Source organism: Streptomyces sp. NPDC004610 (assembly GCF_040609715.1).
Taxonomy (GTDB): domain Bacteria; phylum Actinomycetota; class Actinomycetes; order Streptomycetales; family Streptomycetaceae; genus Streptomyces.
In genome coordinates, this window is record NZ_JBEXLA010000015.1 from 94975 (window position 1) to 121402 (window position 26428).

Annotated in this window: 24 protein-coding genes and 1 pseudogene; 10 read left to right on the top strand and 15 right to left on the bottom strand. The window is 71.2% G+C overall.

The genetic code is table 11. From position 1 onward, the window contains the following. The first annotated feature begins 48 nt into the window (after window positions 1-48). The 4 genes from ABZX40_RS18790 to ABZX40_RS18805 all read left to right on the top strand — a co-directional run bounded on the left by ABZX40_RS18790 (window position 49) and on the right by ABZX40_RS18805 (window position 4188). Complete coding sequence (locus ABZX40_RS18790) at window positions 49-1359, top strand: copper amine oxidase (protein WP_355739971.1); 1311 nt, start codon at window positions 49-51, stop codon at window positions 1357-1359. 103 nt (window positions 1360-1462) lie between these two features. Then, window positions 1463-2710, top strand: coding sequence for an SAV2148 family HEPN domain-containing protein (locus ABZX40_RS18795; RefSeq protein ID WP_355740094.1), 1248 nt, complete (start codon window positions 1463-1465; stop codon window positions 2708-2710). Between the two features lie 156 nt (window positions 2711-2866). Further along, a complete protein-coding gene (locus ABZX40_RS18800) occupies window positions 2867-3589 on the top strand; it encodes a 3'-5' exonuclease (protein ID WP_355739969.1) in 723 nt (240 codons plus the stop codon). Window positions 3590-3825: 236 nt separating this feature from the next. Beyond that, entirely contained in the window at window positions 3826-4188 is a 363-nt protein-coding gene (locus ABZX40_RS18805; RefSeq protein WP_355739967.1) for a hypothetical protein, read from the top strand. Window positions 4189-4280: 92 nt separating this feature from the next. Here ABZX40_RS18805 and ABZX40_RS18810 read toward each other — a convergent pair whose 3' ends face one another. After that, window positions 4281-5144 carry an aminoglycoside phosphotransferase family protein gene (locus ABZX40_RS18810; protein ID WP_355739964.1) on the bottom strand — a complete coding sequence of 288 codons (864 nt, stop codon included), beginning with the start codon at window positions 5142-5144 and terminating at the stop codon, window positions 4281-4283. A 188-nt stretch (window positions 5145-5332) separates the two neighbouring features. On the opposite strand from ABZX40_RS18810, the gene ABZX40_RS18815 reads away from it, so the two are divergent. The 5 genes and pseudogenes from ABZX40_RS18815 to mgt all read left to right on the top strand — a co-directional run bounded on the left by ABZX40_RS18815 (window position 5333) and on the right by mgt (window position 11216). Further along, a complete protein-coding gene (locus ABZX40_RS18815) occupies window positions 5333-6268 on the top strand; it encodes a sugar ABC transporter permease (protein WP_355739961.1) in 936 nt (311 codons plus the stop codon). Further along, window positions 6265-7110: a carbohydrate ABC transporter permease gene (locus tag ABZX40_RS18820; protein ID WP_355739958.1), complete on the top strand. Its 846-nt coding sequence runs from the start codon at window positions 6265-6267 to the stop codon at window positions 7108-7110. Before ABZX40_RS18815 ends, ABZX40_RS18820 begins: the two co-directional genes overlap by 4 nt. After that, window positions 7110-8420, top strand: coding sequence for an extracellular solute-binding protein (locus tag ABZX40_RS18825; protein ID WP_355739955.1), 1311 nt, complete (start codon window positions 7110-7112; stop codon window positions 8418-8420). Before ABZX40_RS18820 ends, ABZX40_RS18825 begins: the two co-directional genes overlap by 1 nt. A 656-nt stretch (window positions 8421-9076) precedes the next feature. Further along, on the top strand, window positions 9077-9859 hold the full coding sequence (gene erm, locus ABZX40_RS18830; protein ID WP_355739952.1) for an ErmE/ErmH/ErmO/ErmR family 23S rRNA (adenine(2058)-N(6))-methyltransferase: 783 nt from the start codon (window positions 9077-9079) through the stop codon (window positions 9857-9859). 93 nt (window positions 9860-9952) lie between these two features. Continuing rightward, window positions 9953-11216: pseudogene (gene mgt, locus ABZX40_RS18835) on the top strand (macrolide-inactivating glycosyltransferase). Between the two features lie 249 nt (window positions 11217-11465). Here mgt and ABZX40_RS18840 read toward each other — a convergent pair. After that, window positions 11466-13715 carry an MMPL family transporter gene (locus ABZX40_RS18840; protein WP_355739949.1) on the bottom strand — a complete coding sequence of 750 codons (2250 nt, stop codon included), beginning with the start codon at window positions 13713-13715 and terminating at the stop codon, window positions 11466-11468. A gap of 371 nt (window positions 13716-14086) precedes the next feature. Between ABZX40_RS18840 and ABZX40_RS18845 the strand changes: the two genes are divergently transcribed. Further along, window positions 14087-14647 (top strand): DUF1697 domain-containing protein, encoded by a 561-nt coding sequence (locus ABZX40_RS18845; protein WP_355739946.1) that lies wholly within the window; start codon window positions 14087-14089, stop codon window positions 14645-14647. A 90-nt stretch (window positions 14648-14737) separates the two neighbouring features. Here the strand turns inward: ABZX40_RS18845 and ABZX40_RS18850 are convergent, their stop codons facing one another. From ABZX40_RS18850 to ABZX40_RS18910, 13 genes are all read right to left on the bottom strand, one after another. Next, window positions 14738-15499 (bottom strand): sirohydrochlorin chelatase, encoded by a 762-nt coding sequence (locus tag ABZX40_RS18850; RefSeq protein ID WP_355739943.1) that lies wholly within the window; start codon window positions 15497-15499, stop codon window positions 14738-14740. A 5-nt stretch (window positions 15500-15504) separates the two neighbouring features. Continuing rightward, window positions 15505-16407 (bottom strand): ABC transporter permease, encoded by a 903-nt coding sequence (locus tag ABZX40_RS18855; RefSeq protein ID WP_355739940.1) that lies wholly within the window; start codon window positions 16405-16407, stop codon window positions 15505-15507. After that, entirely contained in the window at window positions 16394-17185 is a 792-nt protein-coding gene (locus tag ABZX40_RS18860; protein WP_355739937.1) for an ABC transporter ATP-binding protein, read from the bottom strand. The genes ABZX40_RS18855 and ABZX40_RS18860 overlap by 14 nt, the downstream gene beginning before the upstream one ends. 30 nt (window positions 17186-17215) lie before the next feature. Continuing rightward, on the bottom strand, window positions 17216-18322 hold the full coding sequence (locus tag ABZX40_RS18865; RefSeq protein ID WP_355739934.1) for an aliphatic sulfonate ABC transporter substrate-binding protein: 1107 nt from the start codon (window positions 18320-18322) through the stop codon (window positions 17216-17218). Window positions 18323-18615: 293 nt separating this feature from the next. After that, on the bottom strand, window positions 18616-19962 hold the full coding sequence (locus ABZX40_RS18870; RefSeq protein ID WP_355739931.1) for a GTP-binding protein: 1347 nt from the start codon (window positions 19960-19962) through the stop codon (window positions 18616-18618). Between the two features lie 2 nt (window positions 19963-19964). After that, window positions 19965-20900 (bottom strand): sulfate adenylyltransferase subunit CysD, encoded by a 936-nt coding sequence (gene cysD, locus ABZX40_RS18875; RefSeq protein WP_355739928.1) that lies wholly within the window; start codon window positions 20898-20900, stop codon window positions 19965-19967. Next, window positions 20897-21433: an adenylyl-sulfate kinase gene (gene cysC / locus ABZX40_RS18880; protein ID WP_355739925.1), complete on the bottom strand. Its 537-nt coding sequence runs from the start codon at window positions 21431-21433 to the stop codon at window positions 20897-20899. Before cysC ends, cysD begins: the two co-directional genes overlap by 4 nt. A 53-nt stretch (window positions 21434-21486) precedes the next feature. Continuing rightward, the gene (locus tag ABZX40_RS18885; protein ID WP_355739923.1) at window positions 21487-22197 is read right to left on the bottom strand and encodes a phosphoadenylyl-sulfate reductase; all 711 of its coding nucleotides are present in this window, start codon (window positions 22195-22197) and stop codon (window positions 21487-21489) included. Beyond that, window positions 22194-22373 (bottom strand): hypothetical protein, encoded by a 180-nt coding sequence (locus ABZX40_RS18890; protein ID WP_355739920.1) that lies wholly within the window; start codon window positions 22371-22373, stop codon window positions 22194-22196. The genes ABZX40_RS18885 and ABZX40_RS18890 overlap by 4 nt, the downstream gene beginning before the upstream one ends. 85 nt (window positions 22374-22458) lie before the next feature. After that, a complete protein-coding gene (locus tag ABZX40_RS18895) occupies window positions 22459-24156 on the bottom strand; it encodes a nitrite/sulfite reductase (RefSeq protein WP_355739918.1) in 1698 nt (565 codons plus the stop codon). Between the two features lie 127 nt (window positions 24157-24283). After that, window positions 24284-24367: a putative leader peptide gene (locus ABZX40_RS18900; protein WP_309500612.1), complete on the bottom strand. Its 84-nt coding sequence runs from the start codon at window positions 24365-24367 to the stop codon at window positions 24284-24286. Window positions 24368-24494: 127 nt separating this feature from the next. Next, entirely contained in the window at window positions 24495-25067 is a 573-nt protein-coding gene (locus ABZX40_RS18905; RefSeq protein ID WP_355739915.1) for a GNAT family N-acetyltransferase, read from the bottom strand. A 66-nt stretch (window positions 25068-25133) separates the two neighbouring features. After that, on the bottom strand, window positions 25134-26414 hold the full coding sequence (locus tag ABZX40_RS18910) for a hypothetical protein (RefSeq protein ID WP_355739913.1): 1281 nt from the start codon (window positions 26412-26414) through the stop codon (window positions 25134-25136). Window positions 26415-26428: the final 14 nt, after the last annotated feature.

Consider the following 26428-nt stretch of genomic DNA (forward strand, 5'->3'; position numbering starts at 1 on the left):
CTCTTCTCCCCTCCTCCCCTCCTCTCCTCCAAGGGAGCAGTTCCTTTGATGCGCGTGAACAGAATCAGCCGTGCCCGGACCGCAGTGGGGGCCGTCGCCCTGGCCTCCCTCGCCGGAGGGCTCACGGCCGGTGCCGGACCCGCAACCGCCCAGCCCCGCGCCGCCGCCCCCGCCCCGGCGTGCAGCGCCGCGTACCGCATCGAGCAGAAGCTCGCCAATGGCACCACCTGGCGGATGTGCTGGCGCTACGAGGCCAAGGCGGGCCTGATCCTGGAGGACGTCTCCTACCAGCCGCCCGGCGAGGCCAAGCCCATCAAGGTCCTCACCAGCGCCAAGCTCGGCCAGATCCATGTGCCCTACGACGACGGCAAGAACGAGTTCGACGACCTCACCAGCTACTTCTTCGGCGCGGGCCTGATGCCGCTGGCCCCCGGCGAGTGCCCCGGCGGCACCATTCGCACGGTCAAGGTCCCCGAGGCGTGGGACCCGCAGAACCCCAACGTCAAGGGCCTGTGCACCACCACCCGCGCGCGGGGCCACGCCTACCGCCTCCAGGGCGACACGCCGGGCAAGGTCTACCAGAAGCAGGGCGCCGACCTCCTCGTCTACACGGTCAACAAGGTCGGCTGGTACGAGTACATCAGCGAGTGGCGCTTCCAGGACGACGGCACCATCAACATGAACGTCGGCGCCACCGGCTCCCTCGCCCCCGAGGACTACGACGCCGGTGACGGCCGGGGCTGGCCCATAGGCAAGGGCGCCAAGGCGTACGCCACCAGCCACAGCCACAATGTCTTCTGGCGGCTCAACTTCGGCCTGGACGGCTCCTCCAAGGCCCGTATCGAGCAGTACGACTCCAAGGTGACCCCGTCCCCGAACGGCCGGACCCCCACCAACAAGACCACCCGCACCAAGATCACCAAGGAGCTGGCCGGCGACAGCAAGAACATGCGCTGGTGGCGCGTGGTCAGCAACACCGGCAAGAACAAGGACGGCCACGCCCGCTCCTACGAGATCGCCCAGGGCCCGACCAGCAAGTACCCGGGCCGCAGTTTCACGAAGCACGACGTGTACTTCACCCAGTACAACAAGTGCGAGCAGTACGCCAGCAACAACCCGCTCAACTGCGGTGCCGGGCACCCCAAGAATGTCGACAAATGGGTCAACGGTCAGACCCTGACCAATCCGCTGGTGTGGGTCAATGTGGGCTTCCACCACATCGCCCGCGACGAGGACCAGCAGCCCATGCCGGTGCACTGGCAGGGCTTCTCCCTGGTCCCGCGGGACGTCACCGCTATGAATCCGCTCACTCCCAAGGAACTCGCCGATCAGAACGGGCATGTGCGGGACGGCCGTTGAGAAACGGTCCTGTCCATCCGGCTGCACCGCCGACCGCTCCCGGAGTACCCTTCCTTGATCGTTGACACGGGGAGTGCTCGGGGGAGCGGAAGGCGGTGCGCGGGTGGGCTCGGGTGGGCTGGAGTTGCCCCCTGGTGACGAGGGTCACGAGGGCAACACGGCGGAGGTCCAGCCCGGCGCGGTGTCCCTGGCCCGGCCGATGGAGACCGGGTCCCTGGGGTCCGAGCTGGACTGGGACGCCGAAGCCTGGCGGGAAGTACGCACCCGCGCCCAGCGGGCGGGCCGTGCCTACATCTGGCTCAACCTGGTCGAACAGCGGCTGCGCGCGGTCGTCTCCGCCCTGGTCCGCCCGATCTACGAACCCGTCCACGGCGACGACTGGGTGGTCGCCGCCGCCGGACCGGCGGGCCAGGAGTGGGTGCAGCGCGCGGTCGCCGTCCGCGAGGTCAGCCGCCGCAAGGGGTACCTCCTCGATCCGGCGGACGACAATGTCCTCAGCTTTCTGACCCTGCCCCAGCTCCGCGAGCTGATGATCCAGCACTGGCCGTGCTTCGAGCCGTATGTCGACGGCCGCCGGGATGTCGAGCTGGCCCTCGACGAACTGGAGGTCACCCGCAATGTGGTCTCCCGCAACCGGGCCCTGTCCGAGGCCGTCCTGAACCAGGCCGAGCGCGCCTCGGCCCGGCTGCTGGAGATGCTCGGCGCGGGCGGTGACGTCCCCTCCGGCCGCCGTCTCCCGGTGGACGCGGTGGAGGACCTGGTCGGCGACCGCTACGGGGACCTGGTGGCCGTCCACTCCGACCGGGTACGGCTGCTGCGGCAGTTCCCGGCCGAGGACATCTTCGGCGCCGCCCGGCGGCTGGACGCCATCGGTATCGGCCTCAATCTGCTGGTGCAGAACTTCTCCGGCCGCCGCCTGGTCCGTCTCGCCGAGGCCGGCTGCCGGGTCCGGCTGCTCTTCCTCAACCCCGCCTCCAGCGCGGTCAAGCGCCGTGAGCGCGAACTCGGCCTCAAGCGCGGTGAGCTGAGCCGCGCGGTCGAGATGAACATCCTCCATATGCGCCGGGTCCGCGCCCGGCTGCGCGACCCCGGCGCCTTCGAGATCCAGGTCTACGACGAGACCCCGCGCTTCACCGCGTACCTCGTCGACGGCGACGGCAGCGACGGCATCGCCGTCGTCCAGTCCTATATGCGGCGCATCCGGGGCATGGAGGCGCCGGTCCTGGTGCTGCGCGGGGGCGGGGGCGGGGGCCGGGTGGTCCGGCCGGACCCGGTGGACGAGGGCGGGCTGTTCCCGACGTACCGCGAGGAATTCGAACTGTCCTGGGCGGATTCACGACCGGTGTCGTGAGGTGCGGTGGTTGTGCCGGGTTTGTTCCGGGTTCAGGTCTGAGGGTGGGCAGGCCGCCGGACGCGGCTGAGCGGAATGCGATCCTCCGATTGTCAGTGGCGCGTGGGAGGGTGAAGCGCACTGGGGGAGAGCACCACCAAGAAGAGGGGACCTGCCATGGCCTGGCACCGGGAGCTGCTGATCGGCTTCGACCTGGAGACGACGGGGACGGACCCGCAGGAGGCGCGGATCGTCACGGGCGCCGTGGTCGAGGTCCGCGCCGGAGCGGTCCTGGGCCACCGGGAGTGGCTGGCCGACCCCGGGGTGCCGATACCGCCGGGCGCGGTGGCGGTGCACGGCATCAGTACCGAGCGCGCGGTGGCGGAGGGCCGTCCGGCCGACCAGGTGGCCGACGCGCTGGCGGGCGCGCTGACGGGGTACTGGGCGGCGGGCGTGCCGGTCGTCGCCTACAACGCGGCCTTCGATCTGACCCTGCTCAGCGCGGAACTGCTCAGGCACGGGCTGCCGACCCTGCGGGAGCGCCTCGGCGGCGCGGAACCCGGGCCGGTCATCGACCCGTACACCATCGACCGCTGGGCCGACCGCTACCGGCGCGGCAAGCGGAATCTTGAGGCGGTCTGCGCGGAGTACGGGGTGGTGCTGGACGCCGCGCACAACGCGACGGCGGACGCGGCGGCGGCGGCGCGGCTCGCCCGCGCGATCGCCGTCCGGCATCCCAAGGTGGGGGGTCTCGGTGCCGGGGAGCTGCACCGCAGACAGGTGGGGTGGTACGCGGAGTGGGCGGCGGATTTCCAGCGGTTCCTGAGGGACAAGGGGGACGCCGCCGCTGTGGTGGACGGGGTGTGGCCCATCCGGGAGGTGGCGGGGGAGCGGGTGTAGGGCGCGGGTGGTTCCACCGGGGCCCGGGGTCCCTCACCCCATGAGTCCGTAACACGGACGAAACACAATGCGGCGCGAACTGCCCATCAGTGCAGAGGCGTTGCCCTTTCGGGCAACCCTGAAAACTCTTTCTATCGCTTGCAGAAAGTTCTTTCATAGCATCTCGGCACGGCTTGAAATCGACCCCCGAACAGTCGCTCCCCGGCCGTGTGCTCCCCGAAGAGAAGGAAGAACAGATGTCGTTTCTGACGAACAGCAAGCGTCGTCTCGCGCTGATCGGCGCGGTCAGTGCCATGGCGGCGACGGCGGGTGTCGTGGCCACCGCCACCCCGGCCGCCGCGCAGGGCAACGTCTTCGTATACGCCCACTACAACTACTCGATCCCGGTGTACCCCTCGGGCGCCCCGGTGTGGGTCGCGAACCTGTCCGGCCCGGCGCAGGACTCCATCTCCTCCGTGGGCAGCAGCGCGGACCACGGCATGTGTTTCTACGAGCACGGGAACTTCGGCGGCCTGGAGTTCAGAATCGGCGCCGGCGAGTGGTGGGCCCAGGTGCCCTGGTGGATCAACGACAAGATCTCGTCCTACCGGCCCTGCTGACGGCAGGTCATCAGCCAGGGGGGATGCGGTCTGGCCCAAGGCCGCATCCCCCCTGCTCCATGTCTACGAGCCGCGCCGAACCCGGCCCCGGGTCAGAACGGATACCAGCGGACCGACGCGTCCCCGTCCCGGAGGGACGTCACCCGGCGCCGGAACTCCGCCAGGGCCTTCGGATTCGCCGGGGCGTGCTGGGCCACCCATGCGCAGCTCGCCGTCTCCCGGGCGCCGCGGAGCACCCCGCAGCCCGCCCACTCCCGTACATCCCACCCGTACGCGGTGGCGAAGGTGTCGTACGCCTCCGCTCCCATCCCGTACCGGTCCCGGGACAGGGCCATGACCACCAGATCGTGTTCCCGCAGATCCGAGGAGAAGGTCTCCAGGTCGACCAGGACCGGGCCGTCCGGACCGATGTGGACATTGCGGGGGAGCGCGTCGCCATGGATCGGCCCCGGCGGCAGATGGGGCGTCAGTCCGGCCGCCGCCGCCGCGAAACCGTCCCGCCGCTCCCGCAGATACGCCGCGTCCGCCGGGTCGATCGCGTCCCCCGCCAGCCGCAGCCAGCGCTCCACCCCGCCCAGCAGCTCCCGCGCCGGGAGCGGGAAGGGCGGAGCGGGGAGGGTGTGGACCAGGCGCAGCAGTTCGGCCAGATCGGCCGGGCCGGCGGGCCGTACCGCGTCCGGCATCCGATGCCACACCGTCACCGGATGCCCGTCCACCGACCGCGCCTGCGGCTGAGCCGCCCGCACCGCCGGTACGCCCGCGTCCGCCAGCCACAGCGCTACGGCCAGTTCCCGACGGGCCCGCTCCAGCAGTTCGGCGTCCCGCCCGACCTTCACCACCAGATCACCGGCCGCGAACACGGCGTTCTCGCCCAGCGCGAGCAGCCGCGCCTCCCGCGCCGGTCCGGGCAGCACCCCCGCCCGGTCCAGTACGTCCCGCGCCCGTGCCTCGTCCATCGTCCGCCTCCGTGATCACCGCTCGCTCGCCGCGGCCGGGGTCGGGTTCCCGCCACGCACCGGCCAGTGTCGCATTCGCACAGATCGCGATCGGCGCGCGGTGCCTTGACGGCCCCTGTCACGTTCACGACCATGACGGGGGCCCACCGGGTCCCGAGCGTCACGAACCGTGCGAAGGAGCCGCTGACGTGACACTGGCGACCGAGGCCGAACGCCCGGCACGCCGCGCGCCCACCCCCCGGCCGCGGCGGCGGGCCACGGACCACGGCGCCTGGTTCCTGGTCCTGCCCGCGCTGATCCCCATCCTGCTGCTGAGCGCCGGACCCCTGCTGTACGGGATCCTGCTGGCGTTCACGGACGCACAGTCGGGCCGTACCGAACCCACCCGGTGGATCGGCACCCTCAACTTCCAGGACTTGCTCAAGGACACCTTGTTCTGGGAGTCGTTCCGGATCGGACTGGTGTGGGCGGCCGGGGTGACCGTGCCGCAGTTCCTGCTGGCCCTCGGTCTCGCCCTGCTGCTGAACGAGCGGCTGCGGCTGCGCTGGCTGGCCCGCGCCCTGGCGATCGTCCCGTGGGCGATGCCCGAGGTGGTGGTCGGCGTGATGTGGCGGCTGGTCTACCACCCGGACGCCGGTGTCCTGAACGAGACCCTGCGCGATCTGGGCCTGGGCGGGGGCCGCGACTGGCTCAGCTCGCTCGGCACCGCCCTGCCCGCGGTGATCCTCGTCGGCATCTGGGCCGGGATGCCGCAGACCACGGTCGCCCTGCTCGCCGGGCTCCAGAACACCCCGCGCGAACTCCACGAGGCCGCCGCCCTGGACGGCGCCGGAGCCTGGCGCCGCTTCCGCACGGTGACCTGGCCCGCGCTGCGCCCGATCGCCCTCGCCATCACCGCGCTCAATCTGATCTGGAACTTCAACGCCTTCGCCCTGGTCTATGTGCTGACCAGTGGCGGGCCCGGCGGACGCACCCGGCTGCCGATGCTCTTCGCCTACGAAGAGGCGTTCCGCTACGGCCAGTTCGGCTACGCGGCGGCCATGGGCTGTGTGATGGTCGCCCTGATCTCGATCGTGCTCGCCGTCTTCCTGGCCGGCCGGCTCAGGGGAGGCGAGGAGTCATGAGAACACGAACCAGGCGTTTCGGTGCGGCCCGCGCGGGCCAGTACGCGGCCCTGTGCTGCTACCTCCTCTTCCTCGGCTTCCCCTTCCTCTGGCTGCTCTCCACCGCCTTCAAACCCCCGCGCGAACTGGGCAGCCTGCACCCCACCTGGATCCCGGACCAGCCCACGCTGGACAACTTCCGCCAGGCGTTCGACGAACAGCCCCTGCTGCGGGCCGGGCTCAACTCCCTGCTCGCCGCGGTGGGCGCCGCCCTGATCGCCGTCCTGGTGGCCACCCCCCTGGCCTATGTGATGGCCCGGCAGCGCACCCGGCTCACGCGGGCGGTGAGCGGCTGGGTGGTGGTCAGCCAGGCGTTCCCCTTCGTGCTGGTGATCATCCCGCTGTTCCTGGTGCTGAGGAATCTGCGGCTGATCGACTCCGTGGCGGGGCTGGTGCTGGTGTACGTGGTGTGGGCGCTGCCGTTCGCGCTGTGGATGCTCACCGGGTACGTCCGGGCGGTGCCGGTGGAACTGGAGGAGGCGGCGGCCGTCGACGGGGCGGGACGGCTGCGGACCCTGGTGTCGGTGACCGCGCCGCTGCTCGCGCCGGGCATCGTGGCGACGGCCCTGTTCGCGTTCATCACGGCGTGGAACGAGTTCTTCTTCGCGCTGGTGCTGCTCAAGACCCCGGAGAAACAGACCCTGCCGGTGATCCTGACCCGCTTCATCGGCGCGGAGGGTGTCGCCGACCTCGGTCCCCTCGCCGCCGCGGCCGTGCTCGCCACCCTGCCCTCGCTGATCGTCTTCGCGGTGATCCAGCGCCGGATCACCGGCGGCATGGTCGCCGGGGCGGTGAAGAGCTGATGCGCCGCCACCGCCGTACCACGCACCCGCGCGCGTTCCTGGTCCTGGTGGCCGCTCTCGTCCTGCTGCTGGCCGGATGCACCGGCGGCGGCCGGGAGGCGGACGCCGACGGGCGGATCACCCTGCGCTTCCAGTCCCTGGCCTGGCAGGAGGAGTCGGTCACCGCGACCAAAGACCTGGTCGCGGAGTGGAACGCCACGCATCCCGATATCCGGGTCGAGTACGTCCAGGGCAGCTGGGACAGCGTGCACGACCAGCTCCTCACCTCCTTCGAGGGCGGCGAGGCACCCGACATCATCCATGACGCCTCCGACGACCTGGCCGACTTCGCCTACGGCGGCCATCTCGCCGATCTGACCGATCTGCTCCCCGCCCGGCTCCGCTCCGACATCCCCGCGCACAGCTGGCGCACCACCACCTTCGGGGACGGGATCTACGGCGTCCCGTTCCTCCAGGAACCCCGGGTCCTGATCGCCAACTCCCGCCGACTGCGCGAATCCGGGGTCCGGATCCCGACGCCGGAGCGGCCCTGGAGCTGGGCGGAGTTCCGGGAGGTCGCCAAGACCCTCTCCGGCGACGGCGGATACGGGGTCGCCTGGCCGCTGAAGGACCCGGTCTCCGCCACCCTCAACCTCTCCCTCTCCACGGGCGGCCAGCTCTTCCACCGCGGCACCGACGGCAAGGTCACCATCCGCTACGAGCCCGGCGACGCGGTCGTCCCGGACACCATCCACGCCCAGACCGGCCCCGACGCCAGCGCCTCCCCGACCACCCTGGGCAGCGGCGGCTCCGACACCCTGCCCGGCTTCTTCGGCGGCCGGTACGCGATGGTGCCGCTCGGCTTCTCCTACCGGCAGCAGATCGTGCAGCAGGCGCCGGAGGGCTTCGAGTGGCAGGTGCTGCCCGCACCGGCCGGGGCCGAGGGACTCACCCAGGGGGTCAGCCCCCAGACCCTGTCCATCGCCGAGGACAGCCCGTACAAGGAGCAGGCCGTCGCGTTCCTCGACTTCCTCCTCCAGCCGCCGAACATGGTCCGGCTCGCCCTCGGCGACTGGATGCTCCCCACGGGGACGGCCGCCCTCGCCGACCCGGCCCTGCGCACCACCGAGCACGACTGGGCCACCGGCACCGCCCTCGCCGCCCGGCTCCGCCCGGCCCCGGCCCAGTCCGTCCGGGGCTACCCGGAGTGGAAGGACAAGGTGGCGACCCCGGCGTTCCAGGAGTACTACAGCGGCGCGATCGACGCGGACGAACTGGAACGACGGCTGGAGCGGGACGGCAATCTGGTGCTGGCGCGGTATCAGAGATGACGGGGGTGGGGTGGTGGTGGGGGGGGAGTGGGGTGGGGTGGTGGTGGGGGGGAGTGGGGTGGGGTGGTGAGGGGAGTGGGGGGTATGGGCGGGGGTTCCGGGACCGGCGCCGACAGGGTGCCGCGTCGGCTTGAGCTTCGCTGCGAGGGGCTGGCGTCCTGGCTGGTGCCTCGCTGCGACGGGCCGCAGCTCCGGCTGACGCTCCGCCGACGGGGCCGCTGTCACAGGGCCGCCGCCCCGGCCAACGCCCCGACCTGACAGGGCCGCCGCCCCGCCCCGACAGGGCCCCCGCCCCGACACGCCGCCGCCTGTCCCCCCCCCGCCCCCATCCCCGCCCCCGCCCCCGCCCCCGTCAAAAATCATTTGCCGCCCACCCTCACCCCCACCTAGCGTGCGCCCCGTGGCAGGTTGCAACGCGATTTTCGACTCCGGTTACGGCCGGGGCTGCACGTACTACACGCGAGTACGTGGTTGCCCCGAAGCCCTGACCGGGCCGGGGCGCGACACCCGCTGATCCAGGGTCGGTAGAACCCGACGCGGGCCTTTCTTCGCCACCCTTTTCTCTCTTTCTGTCTTCCGGTCAGGGCCTTCGGCTGCCCTTTTCCCCTTTTCGCGGCTTTTTCGCGGATTTCCACGGAAGACAAGGACCCGCTGGCATGGCCCGCCCTTCGCGCACCTCCCGTGCGCTCTCGCAGAACTTCCTCACCGACCGAGCCGCCGCCGAACGGCTCGCCCGTCTCGCCGTCCCGTCCGGTGACGGCCCCGCCCCCCTCGTCCTCGAAGTCGGCGCCGGAAAAGGCGCGCTGACCCACCAGCTGGCCCCCCGTTGCGCGGAGGTCCGCGTCTACGAGATCGACCGGCGACTGATCCCCGCACTCCGCGCCCGCTTCACCGACACCCCGCAGGTACGGGTCGTCGCGGGCGACTTCCTCACCGCGCACCCGCCCAGCACCCCCTTCGCGGTCGCCGGGAACGTGCCCTTCTCCCGCACCGCCGACGTCGTCGACTGGTGTCTGCGCGCCCCCGCGCTCACCGGCGCGACCCTGCTCACCCAGCTCGAATACGCCCGCAAACGCACCGGCGACTACGGCAGCTGGACCCTGCTGACCGTCCGCAGCTGGCCGGGGCACGAATGGCGGCTGCTCGCCCGGGTCGGCCGGTACAGCTTCCGCCCGGTGCCCAGGGTGGACGCCGGGATCATCCGCATCGACCGCCGCCCCACCCCGCTGCTCCCCGCCGACGCCCTGCCGCGCTGGCGGGAGCTGGTGGAACTGGGCTTCACCGGGGTCGGCGGCAGTCTGCACGCCTCCCTGCGGCGGGCGTACCCGAGGCGCCGGGTGGACGCGGCGTTCCGGGCGGCCCGGATCGACCCGGGCGCCCTGGTGGGGGAGGTCCCGCCGCCCCGCTGGCTACGACTGCACGAGGCGCTGACCGCGTAGGGCGTACGGAAACGGAGTCGAGGCGACGGCGCGGGCGTACGGAACGGAGTTGCAGAGTCCGCCGACCGCGCCGGGCAGGCGTACGGAACGGAGTTGCACGAGACGTCTCGTCTCGTTTAAGCTCCTGGGTATGACGACACCCGCCGTACGCCCCGCCCACATCGCCATGTTCTCGATCGCCGCCCATGGCCACGTGAACCCCAGCCTGGAGGTCATCCGCGAGCTGGTGGCCCGTGGCCACCGGGTGACGTACGCGATCCCGCCGTCCTTCGCGGACAAGGTCGCCGAGACCGGCGCCGAGGTGAAGCCATGGAACTCCACGCTGCCGGGCCCCGACGCGGACCCGTCGGCGTGGGGTTCGACCCTGCTCGACAACGTGGAGCCCTTTCTGAACGACGCGATCCAGGCCCTGCCGCAACTCCTCGACGCCTACGAGGGCGACGAACCCGATCTGGTCCTCCAGGACATCGCCGCCTACCCGGCCCGGATGCTCGCCCACCGCTGGGGCGTCCCCGCGATCTCCCTCTCCCCGAACCTCGTCGCCTGGGAGGGCTACGAGCAGGAGGTCGCCGAACCGATGTGGGCGGAGCCGAAGCGGACCGAGCGGGGCAAGGCGTACTACGCCCGGTTCTCCGGCTGGCTGCGCGAGAACGGCATGGACATCCACCCGGACGACTTCGGGGGCCGTCCCGACCGTTCGATCGTCCTGATCCCGAAGGCGCTCCAGCCGAACGCCGACCGGGTCGACACCACCGTCCACACCTTCGTCGGCGCCTGCCAGGGCGACCGCGCGGCCCAGGGCGACTGGCGGCGGCCGACCGACGCGGAGACCGTCGTCCTGGTCTCCCTGGGCTCGGCGTTCACCAGGCGCCCCGACTTCTACCGGGCGTGTCTGGCCGCCTTCGGCGGGCGGCCGGGCGTCCGGCTGGTCCTCCAGATCGGGCGGCATGTCGACCCGGCCGAGCTGGGCGAGATCCCGGCGAACGCGGAGGTCCACTCCTGGGTGCCGCAGCTGGCGATCCTGCGCCGGGCCGATCTGTTCATCACCCACGCGGGCGCCGGCGGCAGCCAGGAGGGCCTGGCCACGGCCACCCCGATGATCGCCGTCCCCCAGGCCGTCGACCAGTTCGGCAACGCGGAGATGCTCCAGTCGCTGGGCGTCGCCAAGGTCCTCCAGACGGAGGACGCCACGGAGGAGGCCATGGCGGAGGGACTGCGTTCGGCCGCCGCCGAGCTGCTCGACGACCCTCAGGTCGCCGCCCGGCTCAAGGAGATCCAGGCCGACATGGCCGACGAGGGCGGCACCCGCCAGGCCGCCGACCTCATCGAGGCGGCCCTCCCCGGAGCGCGTGACTAGACAGCGCCTGACCGGGCAGCGCCTGACGGGACAGCGCGTGGCCACACAGTCTGTGGCCGGACTGCCTGTGGCCGCACAGCCTGTGGCCCGACTGCCCGTGGCCGGACCATCGTGACCAGGGCATGACGAAGGCCCGTCGGTTCCCCCGTGAACCGACGGGCCCTCGTCCGCACCCCAGGCCGTCCCCCCCGGGGCCCCGTACCCGGCCCCGTGCCTGGGCCCCCGTACCCGGGCCCCCTACCCGCGTCGCTACACCCCGACCGGCTGGCCCTCCTCGCGTGCCGGGTGGTCGCCCGCCGGCTCCTCCGGGGTCTCGTCATGGGTGAGGTCCGGGAGGCGGCGCAGCCACTTCGGGAAGTACCAGTTGCGCTCGCCGAGCAGGGCCATCACCGCCGGGAGCAGGACACCCCGGATGACGGTCGCGTCGATCAGGACCGCCGCCGCCAGGCCCACGCCCATCTGCTTCATCGACTGCATGGACAGCGTGCCGAAGATGGCGAACACGGCGACCATGATGACCGCGGCGCTGGTCACCACCCCGGCCGTGGTGACGACCCCATGGGTGATCGCGTCCTTGGTCGTCCGCCCCCGCAGCCGTGCCTCGCGGATCCGGGACACCACGAACACGTGATAGTCCATCGACAGCCCGAACAGGATCACGAACAGGAACAGCGGCAGCCAGCTGACGATCGCGCCGACCCCCTCCGCGCCCACCAGGGACGCGCCCCAGCCGTGCTGGAAGACGGCGACCAGGATGCCGTAGGCGGCACCCACCGACAGCAGGTTCAGCACGATCGAGGTGAGCGCGACGGTCAGGGAGCGGAACGAGAGCAGCATCAGGACGAACGCGAACACGATCACGAAGACGAACACCGGAACAACCGACCCGAGCAACTGCTCACTGAAGTCCTTCGACCCGGCGACCTGACCGGTGACCGGCGCCTCGACCCCGTCGACCTGGCCGAGCGTCGCGGGCCGTACCTCGTCGCGCAGGATGTCCAGGCTGGCGCCCGCCTCGTCCAGATCGGAGCCGCCGACCAGCGGGACATAGACGAAGGCGATGTTGTGTTCGTCGTGCACCTTGATCTCGACCGGGCCGCGCGAGGCACCCGAACTCACCGCCCGCTCCCGGAACTCGGCGAGTGCCGACCGCACCTCGGGGGCGTTGATGTCGGCGGCCCTGACGACCACCTCGGCGGGCTCGGACCCGCCCGGGAAGGCTTCGTTGACCCGCTCGTAGGTCTGGACGATCGGCAGTGAGTCGCCGAACTCCTGGTCCAGGGTGAGTTCCTGGGTCTTCATCCCCACCGCGGGCGCCGCCACCGCCAGCAGCGCGCCCACCGCCACCACCACCGACACCACCGGCCGGGCCAGGACGCCCTTGAGGACCGCGCTCCAGAACCGGCTGCCGCTGTTGCCCGCCGTGCTGCGGCGCCGCAGGAACGGCACCCGCCCCTTCTCCACCCGCTCGCCCAGCAGCGACAGCACCGCGGGCAGCACGGTCACCGAACCGACCATCGCGACCGCCACCACGATCAGCGAGGCCAGCCCCATCGCCTCGAACTCGGCGATCCCGGTGAACAGCATCCCCGCCATCGCCACACACACCGTCACCCCGGACACCACGATCGCCCGGCCACTGGTCGCGGCGGCGATCTCCAGCGCCCGCCGAGCATCCCGCCCGGCCTGCCGCTCCTCGCGCTCCCGGCGCAGATAGAACAGGCAGTAGTCGACCCCGACCGCCAGACCGACCAGCAGCATCACGGAGTTGGCGGTGTCGCTCATCGGCATCAGATGGCTGACGAGCCCCATCAGGCCCATCGTCGCCATGATCGCGGTGATCGCCAGCAGCACCGGCACCAGGGCCGCGACCAGCGCGCCGAACGCGATCAGCAGAATGCCGAGCGCCACCGGCACCGCCGAGTACTCGGCCTGCTTGAAGTCGTCGCCGAACGCGTCGTCGAACGTCTTCATCATGCTGGCGCCGCCGATCTCCTCGATCCGCAGCGACCCATGCTCCGACTGGACCTTCCCGACCGCGTCCAGCACCGGCTGCACCCGCTCGCCCGCGGTGTCGGAATCGCCGCGCATATCGAACTGCACCAGCGCGCTGCGCCCGTCCTCGGAGACGGTCCCGGTGTCGTAGGGGGAGGAGATCCCGGTGACCTCGCCGGTCGCGTCGACCGCGGCGGTCACCGCGTCGACCGCCGCGCGGAACGCCTCGTCGGTGGCCTTCAGCGAGCCGTCCCGCGACTGGATCAGCACCGACTCACCGGCCGGCTCCTCGATCCCGGCGTCCTCGATGATCCTCGCCGCGGTCTGCGTCTCCCCCTTGAGCTGCTCGCTGTCCTTCACCTCGACCGTGCCGGCCGCACGGCCGAGCCCCAGCGCCAGCGCCACGAACAGCACCCAGATCCCGACGGCCGCCCATCGGTGCCGGGCACTCCAGCCGCCGGCCCGCGCGGCGATGCCCCGCACTCTTCTGTGTCCGTTCCCCATGACGGGCCGCCCCCTCGCGCACGGTGGCCGCCTGCTGCAACCACCCTCCGCATCGAAGGTATGGGCGGGATAAAACCATCTCGTCGTACTGTCCGGTGAAAGGAAACCGGCCGGGATCATCCCCTCGGCCCCCGTTCCGTCCCCTCCCGGGAGGACATCGGCCCCTTACACCTATCGCCCCTTCTCCGGGACACCGCTCAGGGTCCGAACGCCCCCGATGTCCTTACAAATGCCATTACCCAGGCTTGTTGAACAAGTCACAGCCGGCCGCAGAGGTTGATCCGACGCCCGTCCTTCGGCGAGAGTTTCGCCGTACACAGCGGCCGTCGTGCCCACCCCCACGGGGCACGACGGCCGCATACAGTGACCCGATGACGACCCGGACGACGACCTACGCGGCCCTGCTGCGCGGCATCAACGTCGGCGGCAGCCGCAAGCTCCCGATGGCCGAACTGCGCACCCTGATGGAGGGCCTCGGCCATCTCGGGGTCCGCACCTATCTCCAGAGCGGCCAGGCCGTCTTCACCGCGTCCCACGGGGACGAGGACACCCTCGCGGCCGAACTCGCCGAGGCGGTGGAGCAGCGCTTCGGATTCCGGGTCGACCTGCTGGTCCGCGACCACACCTACCTCCAGGCCGTCGCCGACGCCTGCCCCTACCCGGCCGCCGAACTGGAGCCCCGGCAGCTCCATGTCACCTATTTCTCGGCCCCGGTGGACGACTCCCGCTTCACCGGCGTCGACCGGACGGCGTTCCTCCCCGAGGAGTTCACCCTCGGCGACCGCGCGCTCTACCTCTACGCCCCCGAGGGCCTGGGCCGCTCCAAACTCGCCGAGACCTTGTCCAAACCCCGCCACACCAAGGGCCTGACGGCAACAACGCGCAACTGGAACACGGTCGTCAAACTCGTCGAACTGACAGCAACGCCCTGACCGGTGAGGCTTTCAGGGGCGCTGGGGGTACCCCCTCTGGGGGAGAACTGCGCGCTCAGCCCCCACTCACCCGCACCGGCCCCACCACCGTCACGCCCCCACCGCCACCGCCCCCACAGAAGCCCGAGCCTCCTCGAACCGCTGAAGCACCACCCGAGCCACCTCCACCCCATCCCCCAACACCTCACCCACCACATCCGCCCCCGCGACCCCCGCCCCCCGGGCGATCCGGTCCGGCAAGAACCCCGGCGCCAGCACATACGGCGCCACCACCACCCGCTCGCACCCCGCCGAGAACAACTCCCGCACCGCGTCCTCGGTCCGAGGCAGCCGCGCCGACGCGTACGCGGGCGTCACCGCCCGCCACCCCCCACGTCGCCGCCACTCCCGCGCCAGCCGCCCGATCACCGCGATGGCCTCGGGATCCGTCGACCCCGCCGACGCCAGCACCACCCCCGTCGAGGACCGGTCGCCGTCGGTCAACCCGGCCTCGTACAGCCGTCGTTCCAGGCCCGCGACCAGCAGCGGGGACGGGCCCAGGACCGCCGCCTGCCGTACCCGCATCCCCGGCGGAGCCTCCCGCAGCACCGCCGGGATGTCCGCCTTGGCGTGGAACGCCCGGGTCAGCAGCAGCGGCAGGGCGATGACATCGTCCACGCCCTCCGCCGCCAGGGAGGCCAGCACCGCCGGGACGGAGGGGAGGTTGAAGTCCAGGAACCCGGTCTCCACCCGCAGCCCCGGCCGCAGCGACCGGACGCGCGCCACCAGGGCGTGCACGGTCGCGGCGTGCCGTGGGTCACGGCTGCCGTGGGCGACGACGACGAGAACGGGCTCCTGGCTCCGGTGGAACATCGCGGTCAGCTCTTCACCAGCAGCCCGCGACTGCGCAGCACCCGCCGCTCCAGCGGACTGAAGATCAGCAGATCGATGGCGATACCGACGGTCAGGATCAGCAGGATCGCCAGGAACACCATGGACATGGAGCTGGTGTTGCGCCCGTTCTCCAGCAACTGGCCGAGTCCGACGCCGAGATCCGGCGAGGACGCGATGATCTCGGCGGCCATCAGCGACCGCCAGGAGAACGCCCAGCCCTGCTTCAGACCGGCCAGATAGCCCGGCAGCGCGGCCGGCATCACGATGTGCCAGGTGCCCTTCAGCCCGGTCGCGCCCATCGTGCGCCCGGCCCGCAGGAACAGCGGCGGCACCTGGTTCACGCCCGACACCAGCCCGTTGGCGATGGACGGCACCGCGCCGAGCAGGATGACCGCGTACATCATCTGGTTGTTCAGGCCCAGCCAGATCACGGCCGGCGGGACCCAGGCCACCGACGGCAGGGACTGGAGGCCGGACAGGATCGGGCCGATCGCGGCGCGCACGAACCGGACCCGCGCCACCAGCAGCCCGAGCGGGGTGCCGATGGCGAGCGCCAGCAGGAAGCCGAGCAGACCGCGCGAGACACTCGTCCAGATGTAGCCGATGAGATCGCCCTTGAGCCAGGCGCTCTCGACCTCGCTCCACACCGACCCGGGCGAGGGCAGCTTGCTCGGGTCGTCGACCACGTCGAAGGTGATCAGCGCCTGCCACACCGCCACCACCAGCACGATGGCGATGATCGGCGGCAGCACCTTCTGCACCAGCGTGGTGCGCCACGGGGTGCGGCCCGTCTGGACCGTGTCGAGGGCGTCGAGCCCCGCCTCGACACTGGCCAGATCCTGGCGTTCCTGGCCGTCCTTGGCGACGGAGGTGTCAGTGCTGGCCATGACGGCGGATCTCCCCACGCAGTTCTTCGGTGATCTCCCGGGACAGCTCCGCGACATCCGCGTCCTCGATGCGGCGCGGCTGCGGAATGTCCACGGTCCATTCGCGGGCGATCCGGCCCGGCCGCGACGACAGCAGCACCACCCGCTGGGCGAGCCGCACCGCCTCGCGCACGTTGTGCGTCACGAACAGCACCGAGACACCCGTCTCGCTCCAGATCCGGGTCAGCTCGTCGTGCAGCACGTCCCGGGTGATGGCGTCGAGCGCGGCGAACGGCTCGTCCATCAGCAGCAGCCTGCTGTCCTGGGCGAGCGAGCGGGCCAGGGCCACCCGCTGGCGCATCCCGCCGGACAGCTCGTGCACCCGCTTGCCGTACGCCCCCTGGAGCCGGACCAGCTCCAGCAGTTGCTCGGCGCGCTCGCGGCGCAGCGGCTTGGCCACCCCGCCGAGCTTCAGCGCCAGTTCGATGTTCTTGCCGGCTGTCAGCCAGGGGAACAGCGCGTGCTCCTGGAACATCAGCGCCGGCCGGCCGTCCGTGCTGATGGCCCCGGCGCTGGGCCGGTCCAGGCCCGCCACCAGGTTCAGCAGGGTGGACTTGCCGCAGCCCGAGGCTCCCAGGAGGGTGACGAACTCACCCGGGGCGACATCGAGCGTGATGTCGTCCAGGACGAGCTGCTGCCCGGCGGGGCCTGCGAAGGACTTCGAGACATGATCGATACGGGCGGCGTGCTCCGCCGCCGTGCCGGCATCGGCGGCCTTGGCAAGGGTCGTCGTCACCATGGTCGTCACCTCCTGGGATGTCATCGGGGCTTACGAAGAGACGCCGAGCCCGGCGTCCTCCACCGTGGCCTCGCCCTCCGCGGCGAGGACCTTGTTCAGCAGCGTGAGGTCGTAGATCCCGACCAGGTCGGGCTCCTCCAGCAGACCGGCCTGGACCGCGTGGTCCGCCTGGGTGTTCAGGGTGCTGGCCAGCGGGTCATTGGTGATCTGGATGGACTCCCACGCCGGGTCGAGCACCTCGGCGGGCAGCGGCTTGCCGGTGTCGGCCTCCAGCTGCGCGTTCGCGGACGCCTTCGCCTTGTCCGGGTTGGCGTTGATCCAGGTGTTGGTCTTCACCGCGGCCCGCAGCACGGCCTCCACCGCCGCCGGGTGCTCGGTGAGGAACTTCTGCGACACGATGATGTTGGTGATCACGAACTTCTCGTCCGGCCACAGGCTCGCCTCGTCCAGCAGCACCTTCGCGCCCTCGGCGACCAGCTTCGACGCGGTCGGCTCCGGCACCCAGGCACCGTCGATGGAACCGGACTTGTAGGCGTCGGGGGCCACGCTGTTCTCGGTGCGGACCACCGAGACATCGCCCTTGCCGGACTCCGCGTCGACCTTCCAGCCCTGTTCCTTGATCCAGTTGAGGAAGGCGATGTCCTGGGTGTTGCCGAGCTGCGGGGTGGCGATCTTCTTGCCCTTGATGTCGTCCAGGGTCTTGATCTTGTCCGGGTTGACCACCAGCTTCACCCCGCCGGACGCCGAACCGCTGATGATCCGCAGGTTCTTTCCGCCGGACTGGGTGTAGCCGTTGATGGCGGGGGAGGGGCCGATCCAGCCGATGTCGATGGAGCCCGAGTTCAGCGCCTCGATCTCCGAGGGGCCCGCGTTGAAGGTGGCGTACTCGGGCTTGGTGGCGCCCAGTTCGTCCTGGAAGATGCCCTGTTCGCGGCCGACGAGCGCGGTCGCGTGGGTCAGATTGCCGAAGTACCCGATCCGGACCGAGTCCAGACCGTCGATCTTCTCCGCCCCGGCCGCGACCTCGGTGGTGTCATTGTCCGTGGACTCGGAGCCATAGCCGCAGGCGGCGAGGGTGAGCAGGGGAAGCGCGGCTATCGCCGCGAGGGAGCGGCGGAGGGAGATTCTGGCAGGCACGGGAGGTGTTCCTCTCGGTGGCCCGGCGGTCACGGCCCTGTCAGGGCGTGGCCGGGAGGTCGGCTGGTTTTCGCCGTGCGCGAGGCGCGTGGCGCAGTGCGGTGGTCGTCGGACAGGGCATCGCGGAGGTCACGCGGTTCACGCACATCGCGCCACTCCGCCCTGTCCGCTGCCGAGGGTGCCGCTGCCGACGCGGCCACCCTCTTTCGCGAACGTGGAGAAGAAATCGGTCGACGTCATCTCAGCTGCCGCCCCCGCCCGTCTCGATCCGGTCTTTTCGGGTCCCGCTCATGTCAGAAGTCCCACCCGTCGTCCTCGGCGGCGTCCCGCACCGGCTCGGGGGAGGCGAACGATTCGCCGACCATGCCCGCGGTGAGCGTGGTGCCGTCGGCGGGGTCGATCAGGATGAAGGAGCCGGTGCGCCGCGAGTCCGCGTAGGAGTCGGCGGGCAGCGGCTCGGCGGTACGGATCTTGACCCGGCCGATGTCATTGGCGACGAGCCGCCCCGGGTGCGGGTGCAGCGACAGATCGTCCAGCGTCAGCCGGGACGGGATGTCCTTGACGATCGCCTTGACCGTCCGGGTGCCGTGCTTGAGCAGCACCCGGTGCCCGACGGTCAGCGGCTGGTCGGCGACATGGCAGACGGTAGCCTCCACATCCTGGCTGATGGCGGGGACATCGGAGCTGGGCACGAGCAGATCGCCGCGCGAGATGTCGATGTCGTCGGCCAGCAGCAGTGTCACCGACTGCGGGGTCCAGGCCACCCGGACCGGCTCACCGAGCAGATCGATACCGCTGACCGTGGTGGTCCGCCCGGACGGCAGCACGGTGACCGGGTCGCCGACCCGGAACGAACCGGCGGCGATCTGCCCGGCGTAGCCCCGGTAGTCGGGGTGCTCGGCGGTCTGCGGCCGGATCACGTACTGCACGGGCAGCCGGGCGTGGCAGTGCGCCAGATCATGGCTGACCGGCACGGTCTCCAGATGCTCCAGCACGGTCGGGCCGCCGTACCAGTCCATGTGCGCGGACGGCTCCACCACGTTGTCGCCGTCCAGCGCGGAGATCGGGATCGCGGTGACCTCGGGGACCCCCAGCTCGGTGGCGTACGCGGTGAACTCCTCCGCGATGGCCGCGAACACCTTCTCCTCGTAGCGCACCAGGTCCATCTTGTTGACCGCGAGGACCACGTGCGGGACCCGGAGGAGGGCGGCGATGGCCGCGTGCCGGCGGGTCTGCTCGACCACTCCGTTGCGGGCGTCGACCAGGACGACGGTCAGTTCGGCGGTGGAGGCGCCGGTGACCATGTTGCGGGTGTACTGCACATGGCCGGGGGTGTCGGCGAGGATGAAGCGGCGGCGAGGGGTGGCGAAGTAGCGGTAGGCGACATCGATGGTGATGCCCTGCTCGCGCTCGGCGCGCAGCCCGTCGGTCAGCAGCGCCAGATCGGGCCCCTCCTGGCCCCGGCTCGCGGAGACCCGTTCGACCGCCTCCAGCTGATCGGTGAGGATCGACTTGGAGTCGTGCAGCAGCCGTCCGACGAGCGTCGACTTGCCGTCGTCCACGGAACCGGCGGTGGCGAACCGCAGCAGGGTGGTGGCCGCCAGTTCCTCGGCGGACAGGGCCGATGTGGTGGTGGTCATGGCTAGAAGTACCCCTCGCGCTTGCGGTCTTCCATCGCGGCCTCGGACAGCTTGTCGTCGGCGCGGGTCGCGCCCCGCTCGGTCAGCCGGGAGGCGGTGATCTCCGCGATCACGGCGTCCAGCGTGGTCGCGTCGGAGTCGACCGCGCCCGTGCAGGACATGTCACCGACCGTGCGGTAGCGGATGAGCCGCTTCTCGACGGTCTCGCCGTCCTTGGGCCCGCCCCACTCCCCGGCGGTCAGCCACATGCCCGCCCGCCGGAACACCTCCCGCTCATGCGCGAAGTAGATCTCCGGCAGCTCGATGCCCTCCCGGGCGATGTACTGCCACACATCCAGCTCGGTCCAGTTGGAGAGGGGGAAGACACGGACGTGCTCGCCGGGGGCGTGACGGCCGTTGTACAGATTCCACAGCTCGGGGCGCTGCCGACGCGGATCCCACTGGGAGAACTCATCGCGCAGCGAGAACACCCGCTCCTTCGCCCGTGCCTTCTCCTCGTCCCGGCGTCCGCCCCCGAAGACCGCGTCGAACTTCTCGCTCTGGATCTTCTCGGTGAGAGGGACGGTCTGGAGCGGGTTGCGGGTGCCGTCGGGGCGCTCGCGCAGGACGCCCCGGTCGATGTAGTCCTGCACGGAGGCCACATGCAGCCGCAGGCCGTGCTGCTCGACCGCCCGGTCCCGGTAGTCCAGGACCTCGGGGAAGTTGTGCCCGGTGTCGACGTGCAACAACGAGAACGGGACGGTGGCCGGGGCGAATGCCTTCAGGGCCAGATGCAGCATGACGATGGAGTCCTTGCCGCCGGAGAAGAGGATCACCGGCCGTTCGAACTCGCCCGCCACCTCGCGGAAGATGTGCACCGCCTCGGACTCCAGCGCGTCCAGATGCGACAGCGCGTACGGACTGCCGGTCTCCTCGGTGAGGTTGACCACGGTCGTCATACCAGTCCCCTCTCACTGAGCAGCGCGGAGACCGATGCCGCGGACTCCTCGACACTCTGGTGCTGCGACTCGATCCGGAGATCCGGCGACTCGGGCGCCTCGTAGGGGTCGTCCACCCCGGTCAGCCCGGTCAGTTCACCGGCGGCCTGCTTGGCGTACAGCCCCTTCACATCCCGCTCGCTGCACACCTCCACCGGCGTCGCCACATGCACCTCGATGTAGGCGGCCCCGCTCTTCTGGTGGCGCCCCCGGACCGCCTCCCGGCTGTCGGCGTAGGGCGCGATCACGGGGACCAGGGCCAGCACCCCGTTACGGGCGAGCAGTTCGGCCAGGTAGCCGATGCGCCGGACGTTGGTGTGCCGGTCCTCGCGGGAGAAGCCGAGGCCCGCGGAGATGAACTCACGGATCTCGTCGCCGTCGAGCACCTCGACCCGGTGGCCGTCGGCGCGCAGCCGCCCGGCCAGCTCGTACGCGATGGTGGTCTTGCCGGCGCTCGGCAGACCTGTGAGCCATACGGTGGCTCCGGTCGTCACGGGGGTCTCCTGGTTCGTCGGAAGCGTGGCGGGTGGTGAAGGCGTGGCCATGGTCAGCCGTGCAGTCCGCACTCGGTCTTGCCGCGGCCCGCCCAGCGGCCGGCCCGCGCGTCCTCGCCGGCCAGTACCCGGCGGGTGCAGGGGGCGCAGCCGACCGAGGCGTAGCCGTCCATCAGCAGCGGGTTGGTCAGCACGCCGTGCTCGGCGACATAGGCGTCCACATCGTCCTGGGTCCAGCGGGCGATGGGGGAGACCTTCACCTTCTGGCGCTTGTCGTCCCAGCCGACGACCGGGGTGTTCGCCCGGGTCGGGGACTCGTCGCGGCGCAGCCCGGTGGCCCACGCCTGATAGCCCTTCAGCCCCTCTTCCAGCGGGCGCACCTTGCGGAGCTTGCAGCACAGATCGGGGTCGCGGTCATGGAGCCGGGGGCCGTACTCGGCGTCCTGCTCGGCGACCGTCTGCCGGGGGGTGAGGGTGATGACCTTGACGTCCATCACGGCCTCCACGGCGTCCCGGGTGCCGATGGTCTCCTCGAAGTGGTAGCCGGTGTCGAGGAAGACGACGTCCACCCCGGGCATCGCGCGGGAGGCGAGGTGGGCGACCACCGCGTCCTCCATGGAGGAGGTCACACAGAAGCGCCTGCCGAAGGTACCGGCCGCCCACTGGAGGATCTCCAGTGCGGAGGCGTCCTCCAGATCGCGGCCCGCCCGCTCGGCGAGCGCTTTGAGATCGTCGGTCGTGGGGGCTTGTGTCAGGGCGGTCATATCCCGTCCCCTCCCGTGGTGTCGGTCCGAAGTCCCCGGGACAGCAGTCCGAGGAACTTCAGCTGGAATGCGCGGCTGCACGCCGCGCATTCCCAGGCGCCATGACCTTCCTCGCTGGGTCGTAGGTCTTCGTCGCCGCAGTAGGGGCAGTAGAAGGGCGCGGCACGCTCGCTCACCGGACACCCCCGGCCGTGGTCGCGGTGTCTTCCCAAAGGCTCGCGGCGCGGGTCATGACAGCGCCTCCCCCGCGGTGCGTGCCGCTCATGACAGCGCCTCCTCGGAGGCCCGCGCCGCCCAGGTCGCGAAGCGCTCGCCGTTCTCGCGCTCGGCCTCGAACCGCTTCAGCACCCGCTCGACATAGTCGGGCAGTTCGTCGGAGGTGACCTTCAGTCCGCGCACCTTGCGGCCGAAACCGGCCTCCAGACCGAGCGCGCCGCCCAGGTGCACCTGGTAGCCCTCGACCTGCTCGCCCGCCTCGTTCAGCATCAGCTGGCCCTTGAGACCGATGTCCGCCACCTGGATACGGGCGCAGGCGTTGGGGCAGCCGTTGATGTTGATGGTGACCGGCTCGGCGAACTCCGGCATCCGCCGCTCCAGTTCGTCGATCAGCGAGGCGCCGCGCGCCTTGGTCTCGACGATGGCCAGCTTGCAGAACTCGATGCCGGTGCAGGCCATCGTGCCGCGCCGGAACGGGGAGGGGGTGACCGTGAGGTCCAGCGCCTCCAGTGCCTCGCTCAGCGAGGCGACCTGGTCCTCCTCGATGTCCAGCACGACCATCTTCTGCTCGGCGGTGGTCCGCACCCGGCCCGAGCCGTGCGCCTCGGCCAGTTCGGCGATCTTGGTGAGGGTGGCGCCGTCGACCCGGCCGACGCGCGGCGCGAAACCGACGTAGTAGCGGCCGTCGTTCTGCCGGTGGGCGCCGACATGGTCGCGCCAGCGCTCGACGGGCTGGGCGGGGGCGGGGCCGTCGGCCAGGGGGCGCCCCAGGTACTCGTCCTGGAGGACCTGGCGGAACTTCTCCGGGCCCCAGTCGGCGACCAGGAACTTCAGCCGGGCGCGGGTGCGCAGCCGCCGGTAGCCGTAGTCCCGGAAGATGGAGATGACGCCCTCGTAGACCTCGGGGACATCGGCCAGCGGGACCCAGGCGCCGAGGCGGACGCCGATCTTGGGGTTGGTGGAGAGGCCGCCGCCGACCCAGAGGTCGAAACCGGGGCCGTGCTCGGGGTGGTTGACCCCGACGAAGGCGATGTCGTTGATCTCGTGCGCCACGTCCAGCAGCGGGGAGCCGGAGATCGCGGACTTGAACTTGCGGGGCAGGTTGGAGAATTCCTTGTTGCCGATGACCCGGCGCTGGATCTCCTCGATCGCCGGGGTGCCGTCGATGATCTCGTCGGCGGCGATGCCCGCGACCGGGGAGCCCAGGATCACCCGGGGGGTGTCGCCGCACGCCTCGGTGGTGGACAGGCCCACGGCCTCCAGCCGGTTCCAGATCTCGGGCACGTCCTCGATCCGGATCCAGTGGTACTGCACATTCTGCCGGTCGGTGAGGTCCGCGGTGCCGCGCGCGAACTCCTGCGAGATCTCGCCGATGACCCGCAGCTGGCGGGTGGTCAGCCGGCCGCCGTCGATCCGGACCCGCAGCATGAAGTACTCGTCGTCCAGCTCCTCCGGCTCCAGGATCGCGGTCTTGCCGCCGTCGATCCCGGGCTTGCGCTGGGTGTAGAGGCCCCACCAGCGCATCCGGCCGCGCAGATCGTTGGGGTCGATGGAGTCGAAGCCGCGCTTGGAATAGATCGTCTCAATGCGTGTCCGTACATTGAGACCGTCGTCGTCCTTCTTGAACTGCTCGTTCCCATTGAGCGGGGTGTGATGTCCGACGGCCCACTGGCCCTCGCCGCGGTGACGGCTCACCTTGCGGCGGGGCGCGGAGGCGGCGGGCTTCTCGGGGGTGGCGGCCATGGTGAATACGTCCTTCGGGACCGGCGGAAAGCAGCTCTGACCTGCGCGTTACGGGCGCATGGCGGCAGGCTTGCGCGACTTTGCGCAAAGGAAGGGGTGACGCGGGGATGCGGCGGTGCTGATGCGGTCAGCCCGCCGGACAGATGGCGCTGGACATACGGCCGAGGTCGACGTGCCGTCGGCTCACCAAGGCGATTCCAGTTCCAGACATGACGGAAGCGTGGCACGGCGTTCTGGACACAGTCCAGCATTATCCACGATGCGGACACCCTTGTCCCGAAGGGTGAGACAAGGGTGTGATCGGTCACATGGTCCGCGGCGGGGCTTGTCGACGCAGGTCAGGCAGGGTACGCACCAGGCCAGGGGCCGGGTGTCGCCACCTCCCGCTCCTCCTCGACCCTGGTGTCGAACAGGGTGAAGCCCCGGCGCAGATAGTTGTCCATCGCGTGCTCGCCGTCCTTGCTGCACGTATGCAGCCACACCCGCTTGGTCACGGCCATTCCCGGCCACCGCTCGGCCAGGTCCCAGGCGCGGGCGGCCCCGTACGACAGCAGCTGACCGCCGATCCGGCGGCCCCGGAAGGCCGGGATCAGGCCGAAGTACTCGATCTCCACGACCCCGTCGTCCCCGGCGGCCAGTTCCACATAGCCGGCCGGTGTCCCCCGGTCGTAGGCCACCCAGGTCTCCGTGCCCGGCCGTGCCAGCCGCTCGCGCCACTGCTCGTACGTCCAGCCGAGCCGGTCCGTCCAGCGGATGTCCTGGCCGACGGAGGCGTAGAGGTAGCGGCTGAACTCGGGGGAGGGGACCTCGGCGCGGACGATCCGGACGTCACCCTCGGGCGCGGCGGCGGGCAGCAGGTCGGAGCGGTCGGTCTGCTCCAGGGACCAGGTGGTCACGGCGATGTTGCTCATGCCGGTCAGGGAATCATCCGGCGGGCGGGTCTGTCATCCACCGGCTCTTTCGCGACCGGGGCCGGGTCAGCCCAGCGCGCCGTCCACCGAGGCCAGCGGGAGGGCGTAGAGGGTACGGCCCGACTGGGACCACAGCTCGCCCGTCTCCTCCCAGTACGACAGCGGTGCCGCCGGTCCGCTCCAGCAGTCGCGCAGCTCCTCCGCGCCGCACTCGGCGGCCCTGGCGCCCTCGTCGTCCTGGCGCCAGAGGCTGCCGTTGTCGCCGGTGTCGTCGGCGGGGCGGGTGAGATACCAGTCCGACCCGTGGGACAGCACCCCGCGCACATCGGTGGCCTCGGTCCGGTACGCCTCCGCCGGCGCGGCCAGCCCGCCCGCGCCGGTGGCCAGCGGGCCCGTGAAGGAGTCCTCGGGGGTCAGCGGATAGCGCCAGAGCCTGCTGCCGCGCTCGGCGCCGGTCGGCACCCACTCCCCGGCGACCAGGGTGTCCGGGGCGGTGCTGCGGTCCAGCGAGAGGGCGTCGGGCTGGACCCCGCCGCCGGTGGCCCGGTAGGTGGCGACCGCGGGCAGGACGAACCGCTGTCCGGCGGCCGACCAGCCGTCGGCGACCCGGCCGACCTCCGCCGCGGCGACCGTGGTGCGGTGGATGCGGTCCAGATCGAAGACGTACAGCGCGTCGGCGTCGCCCTCGGTGGTGGTGACCATCAGCTTGTCGCCGTACCAGACCATGCCGGTCATTCCGGAGAACAGGCCCCGGTAGTCGTGGCCCCCGTCGACCGGGACGACCAGCAGGGCCCAGGAGTAGGCGGGGTGGGTCTCGGCGTCGGCGTCGACGAAGGCGACCCGGGCGAGATCGGCGGTGGGGCCGGTGCCCTGGCCGGACCAGCCGGAGAGGATCACCTTGTGGCGCCCCCAGCGGCCGTCGTCGTCGGCGTCGCCGGAGGTGGTGACCGCGCCGGGCGTCCAGCCCCGGATGTCGGCCGGGTCCCAGCAGTAGGCGCGGGTGGCGGCCGGGGCGACGGGCAGCGCGGCCCGGTCGGCGGACGGACATCGCTCGGCGTCCCGCAGCTCGCCCTCGGGTTCGGCCAGGACGGTGCTCACCCCGACGGGGTCGCCCAGTCCGGCGGAGAGCCGGTCCAGGGCGGCGCCGGGCACCGGGTCCTCGGTGAGGCCCAGGGAGGCGGTGGCGTGCGCGGCGAGCGGCTTGAGCGGGCCCGGGTCGTCACCGCCGGTGGCCTGGGAGGCGCTGATCAGGGTGGCGGTGGCGGTGAGCGCCAGCGCGGTTCCGGCCAGGGTGGCGCGCAGTGCCCTGCCCCGCTTGCGCCGACGGTGTCTGCCGCGTTGCTTCATGGATCCTCCCGAGG

What these genes read in the sequence shown, in the direction of transcription:
- ABZX40_RS18810 (WP_355739964.1), bottom strand. Translation starts at nt 5,144, where the DNA reads ATGGACGAGGCACGGGCGCGGGACGTACTGGACCGGGCGGGGGTGCTG.
- ABZX40_RS18805 (WP_355739967.1), top strand. Translation starts at nt 3,826, where the DNA reads ATGTCGTTTCTGACGAACAGCAAGCGTCGTCTCGCGCTGATCGGCGCG.
- ABZX40_RS18905 (WP_355739915.1), bottom strand. Translation starts at nt 25,067, where the DNA reads ATGAGCAACATCGCCGTGACCACCTGGTCCCTGGAGCAGACCGACCGC.
- cysD (WP_355739928.1), bottom strand. Translation starts at nt 20,900, where the DNA reads ATGACGACCGTGGTCAACCTCACCGAGGAGACCGGCAGTCCGTACGCG.
- ABZX40_RS18790 (WP_355739971.1), top strand. Translation starts at nt 49, where the DNA reads ATGCGCGTGAACAGAATCAGCCGTGCCCGGACCGCAGTGGGGGCCGTC.
- ABZX40_RS18870 (WP_355739931.1), bottom strand. Translation starts at nt 19,962, where the DNA reads ATGACCACCACCACATCGGCCCTGTCCGCCGAGGAACTGGCGGCCACC.
- ABZX40_RS18850 (WP_355739943.1), bottom strand. Translation starts at nt 15,499, where the DNA reads ATGTTCCACCGGAGCCAGGAGCCCGTTCTCGTCGTCGTCGCCCACGGC.
- ABZX40_RS18910 (WP_355739913.1), bottom strand. Translation starts at nt 26,414, where the DNA reads ATGAAGCAACGCGGCAGACACCGTCGGCGCAAGCGGGGCAGGGCACTG.
- ABZX40_RS18845 (WP_355739946.1), top strand. Translation starts at nt 14,087, where the DNA reads ATGACGACCCGGACGACGACCTACGCGGCCCTGCTGCGCGGCATCAAC.
- erm (WP_355739952.1), top strand. Translation starts at nt 9,077, where the DNA reads ATGGCCCGCCCTTCGCGCACCTCCCGTGCGCTCTCGCAGAACTTCCTC.
- ABZX40_RS18855 (WP_355739940.1), bottom strand. Translation starts at nt 16,407, where the DNA reads ATGGCCAGCACTGACACCTCCGTCGCCAAGGACGGCCAGGAACGCCAG.
- ABZX40_RS18895 (WP_355739918.1), bottom strand. Translation starts at nt 24,156, where the DNA reads ATGGCCGCCACCCCCGAGAAGCCCGCCGCCTCCGCGCCCCGCCGCAAG.
- ABZX40_RS18820 (WP_355739958.1), top strand. Translation starts at nt 6,265, where the DNA reads ATGAGAACACGAACCAGGCGTTTCGGTGCGGCCCGCGCGGGCCAGTAC.
- ABZX40_RS18860 (WP_355739937.1), bottom strand. Translation starts at nt 17,185, where the DNA reads ATGGTGACGACGACCCTTGCCAAGGCCGCCGATGCCGGCACGGCGGCG.
- ABZX40_RS18840 (WP_355739949.1), bottom strand. Translation starts at nt 13,715, where the DNA reads ATGGGGAACGGACACAGAAGAGTGCGGGGCATCGCCGCGCGGGCCGGC.
- ABZX40_RS18825 (WP_355739955.1), top strand. Translation starts at nt 7,110, where the DNA reads ATGCGCCGCCACCGCCGTACCACGCACCCGCGCGCGTTCCTGGTCCTG.
- ABZX40_RS18885 (WP_355739923.1), bottom strand. Translation starts at nt 22,197, where the DNA reads ATGACCGCCCTGACACAAGCCCCCACGACCGACGATCTCAAAGCGCTC.
- ABZX40_RS18900 (WP_309500612.1), bottom strand. Translation starts at nt 24,367, where the DNA reads ATGTCTGGAACTGGAATCGCCTTGGTGAGCCGACGGCACGTCGACCTC.
- ABZX40_RS18800 (WP_355739969.1), top strand. Translation starts at nt 2,867, where the DNA reads ATGGCCTGGCACCGGGAGCTGCTGATCGGCTTCGACCTGGAGACGACG.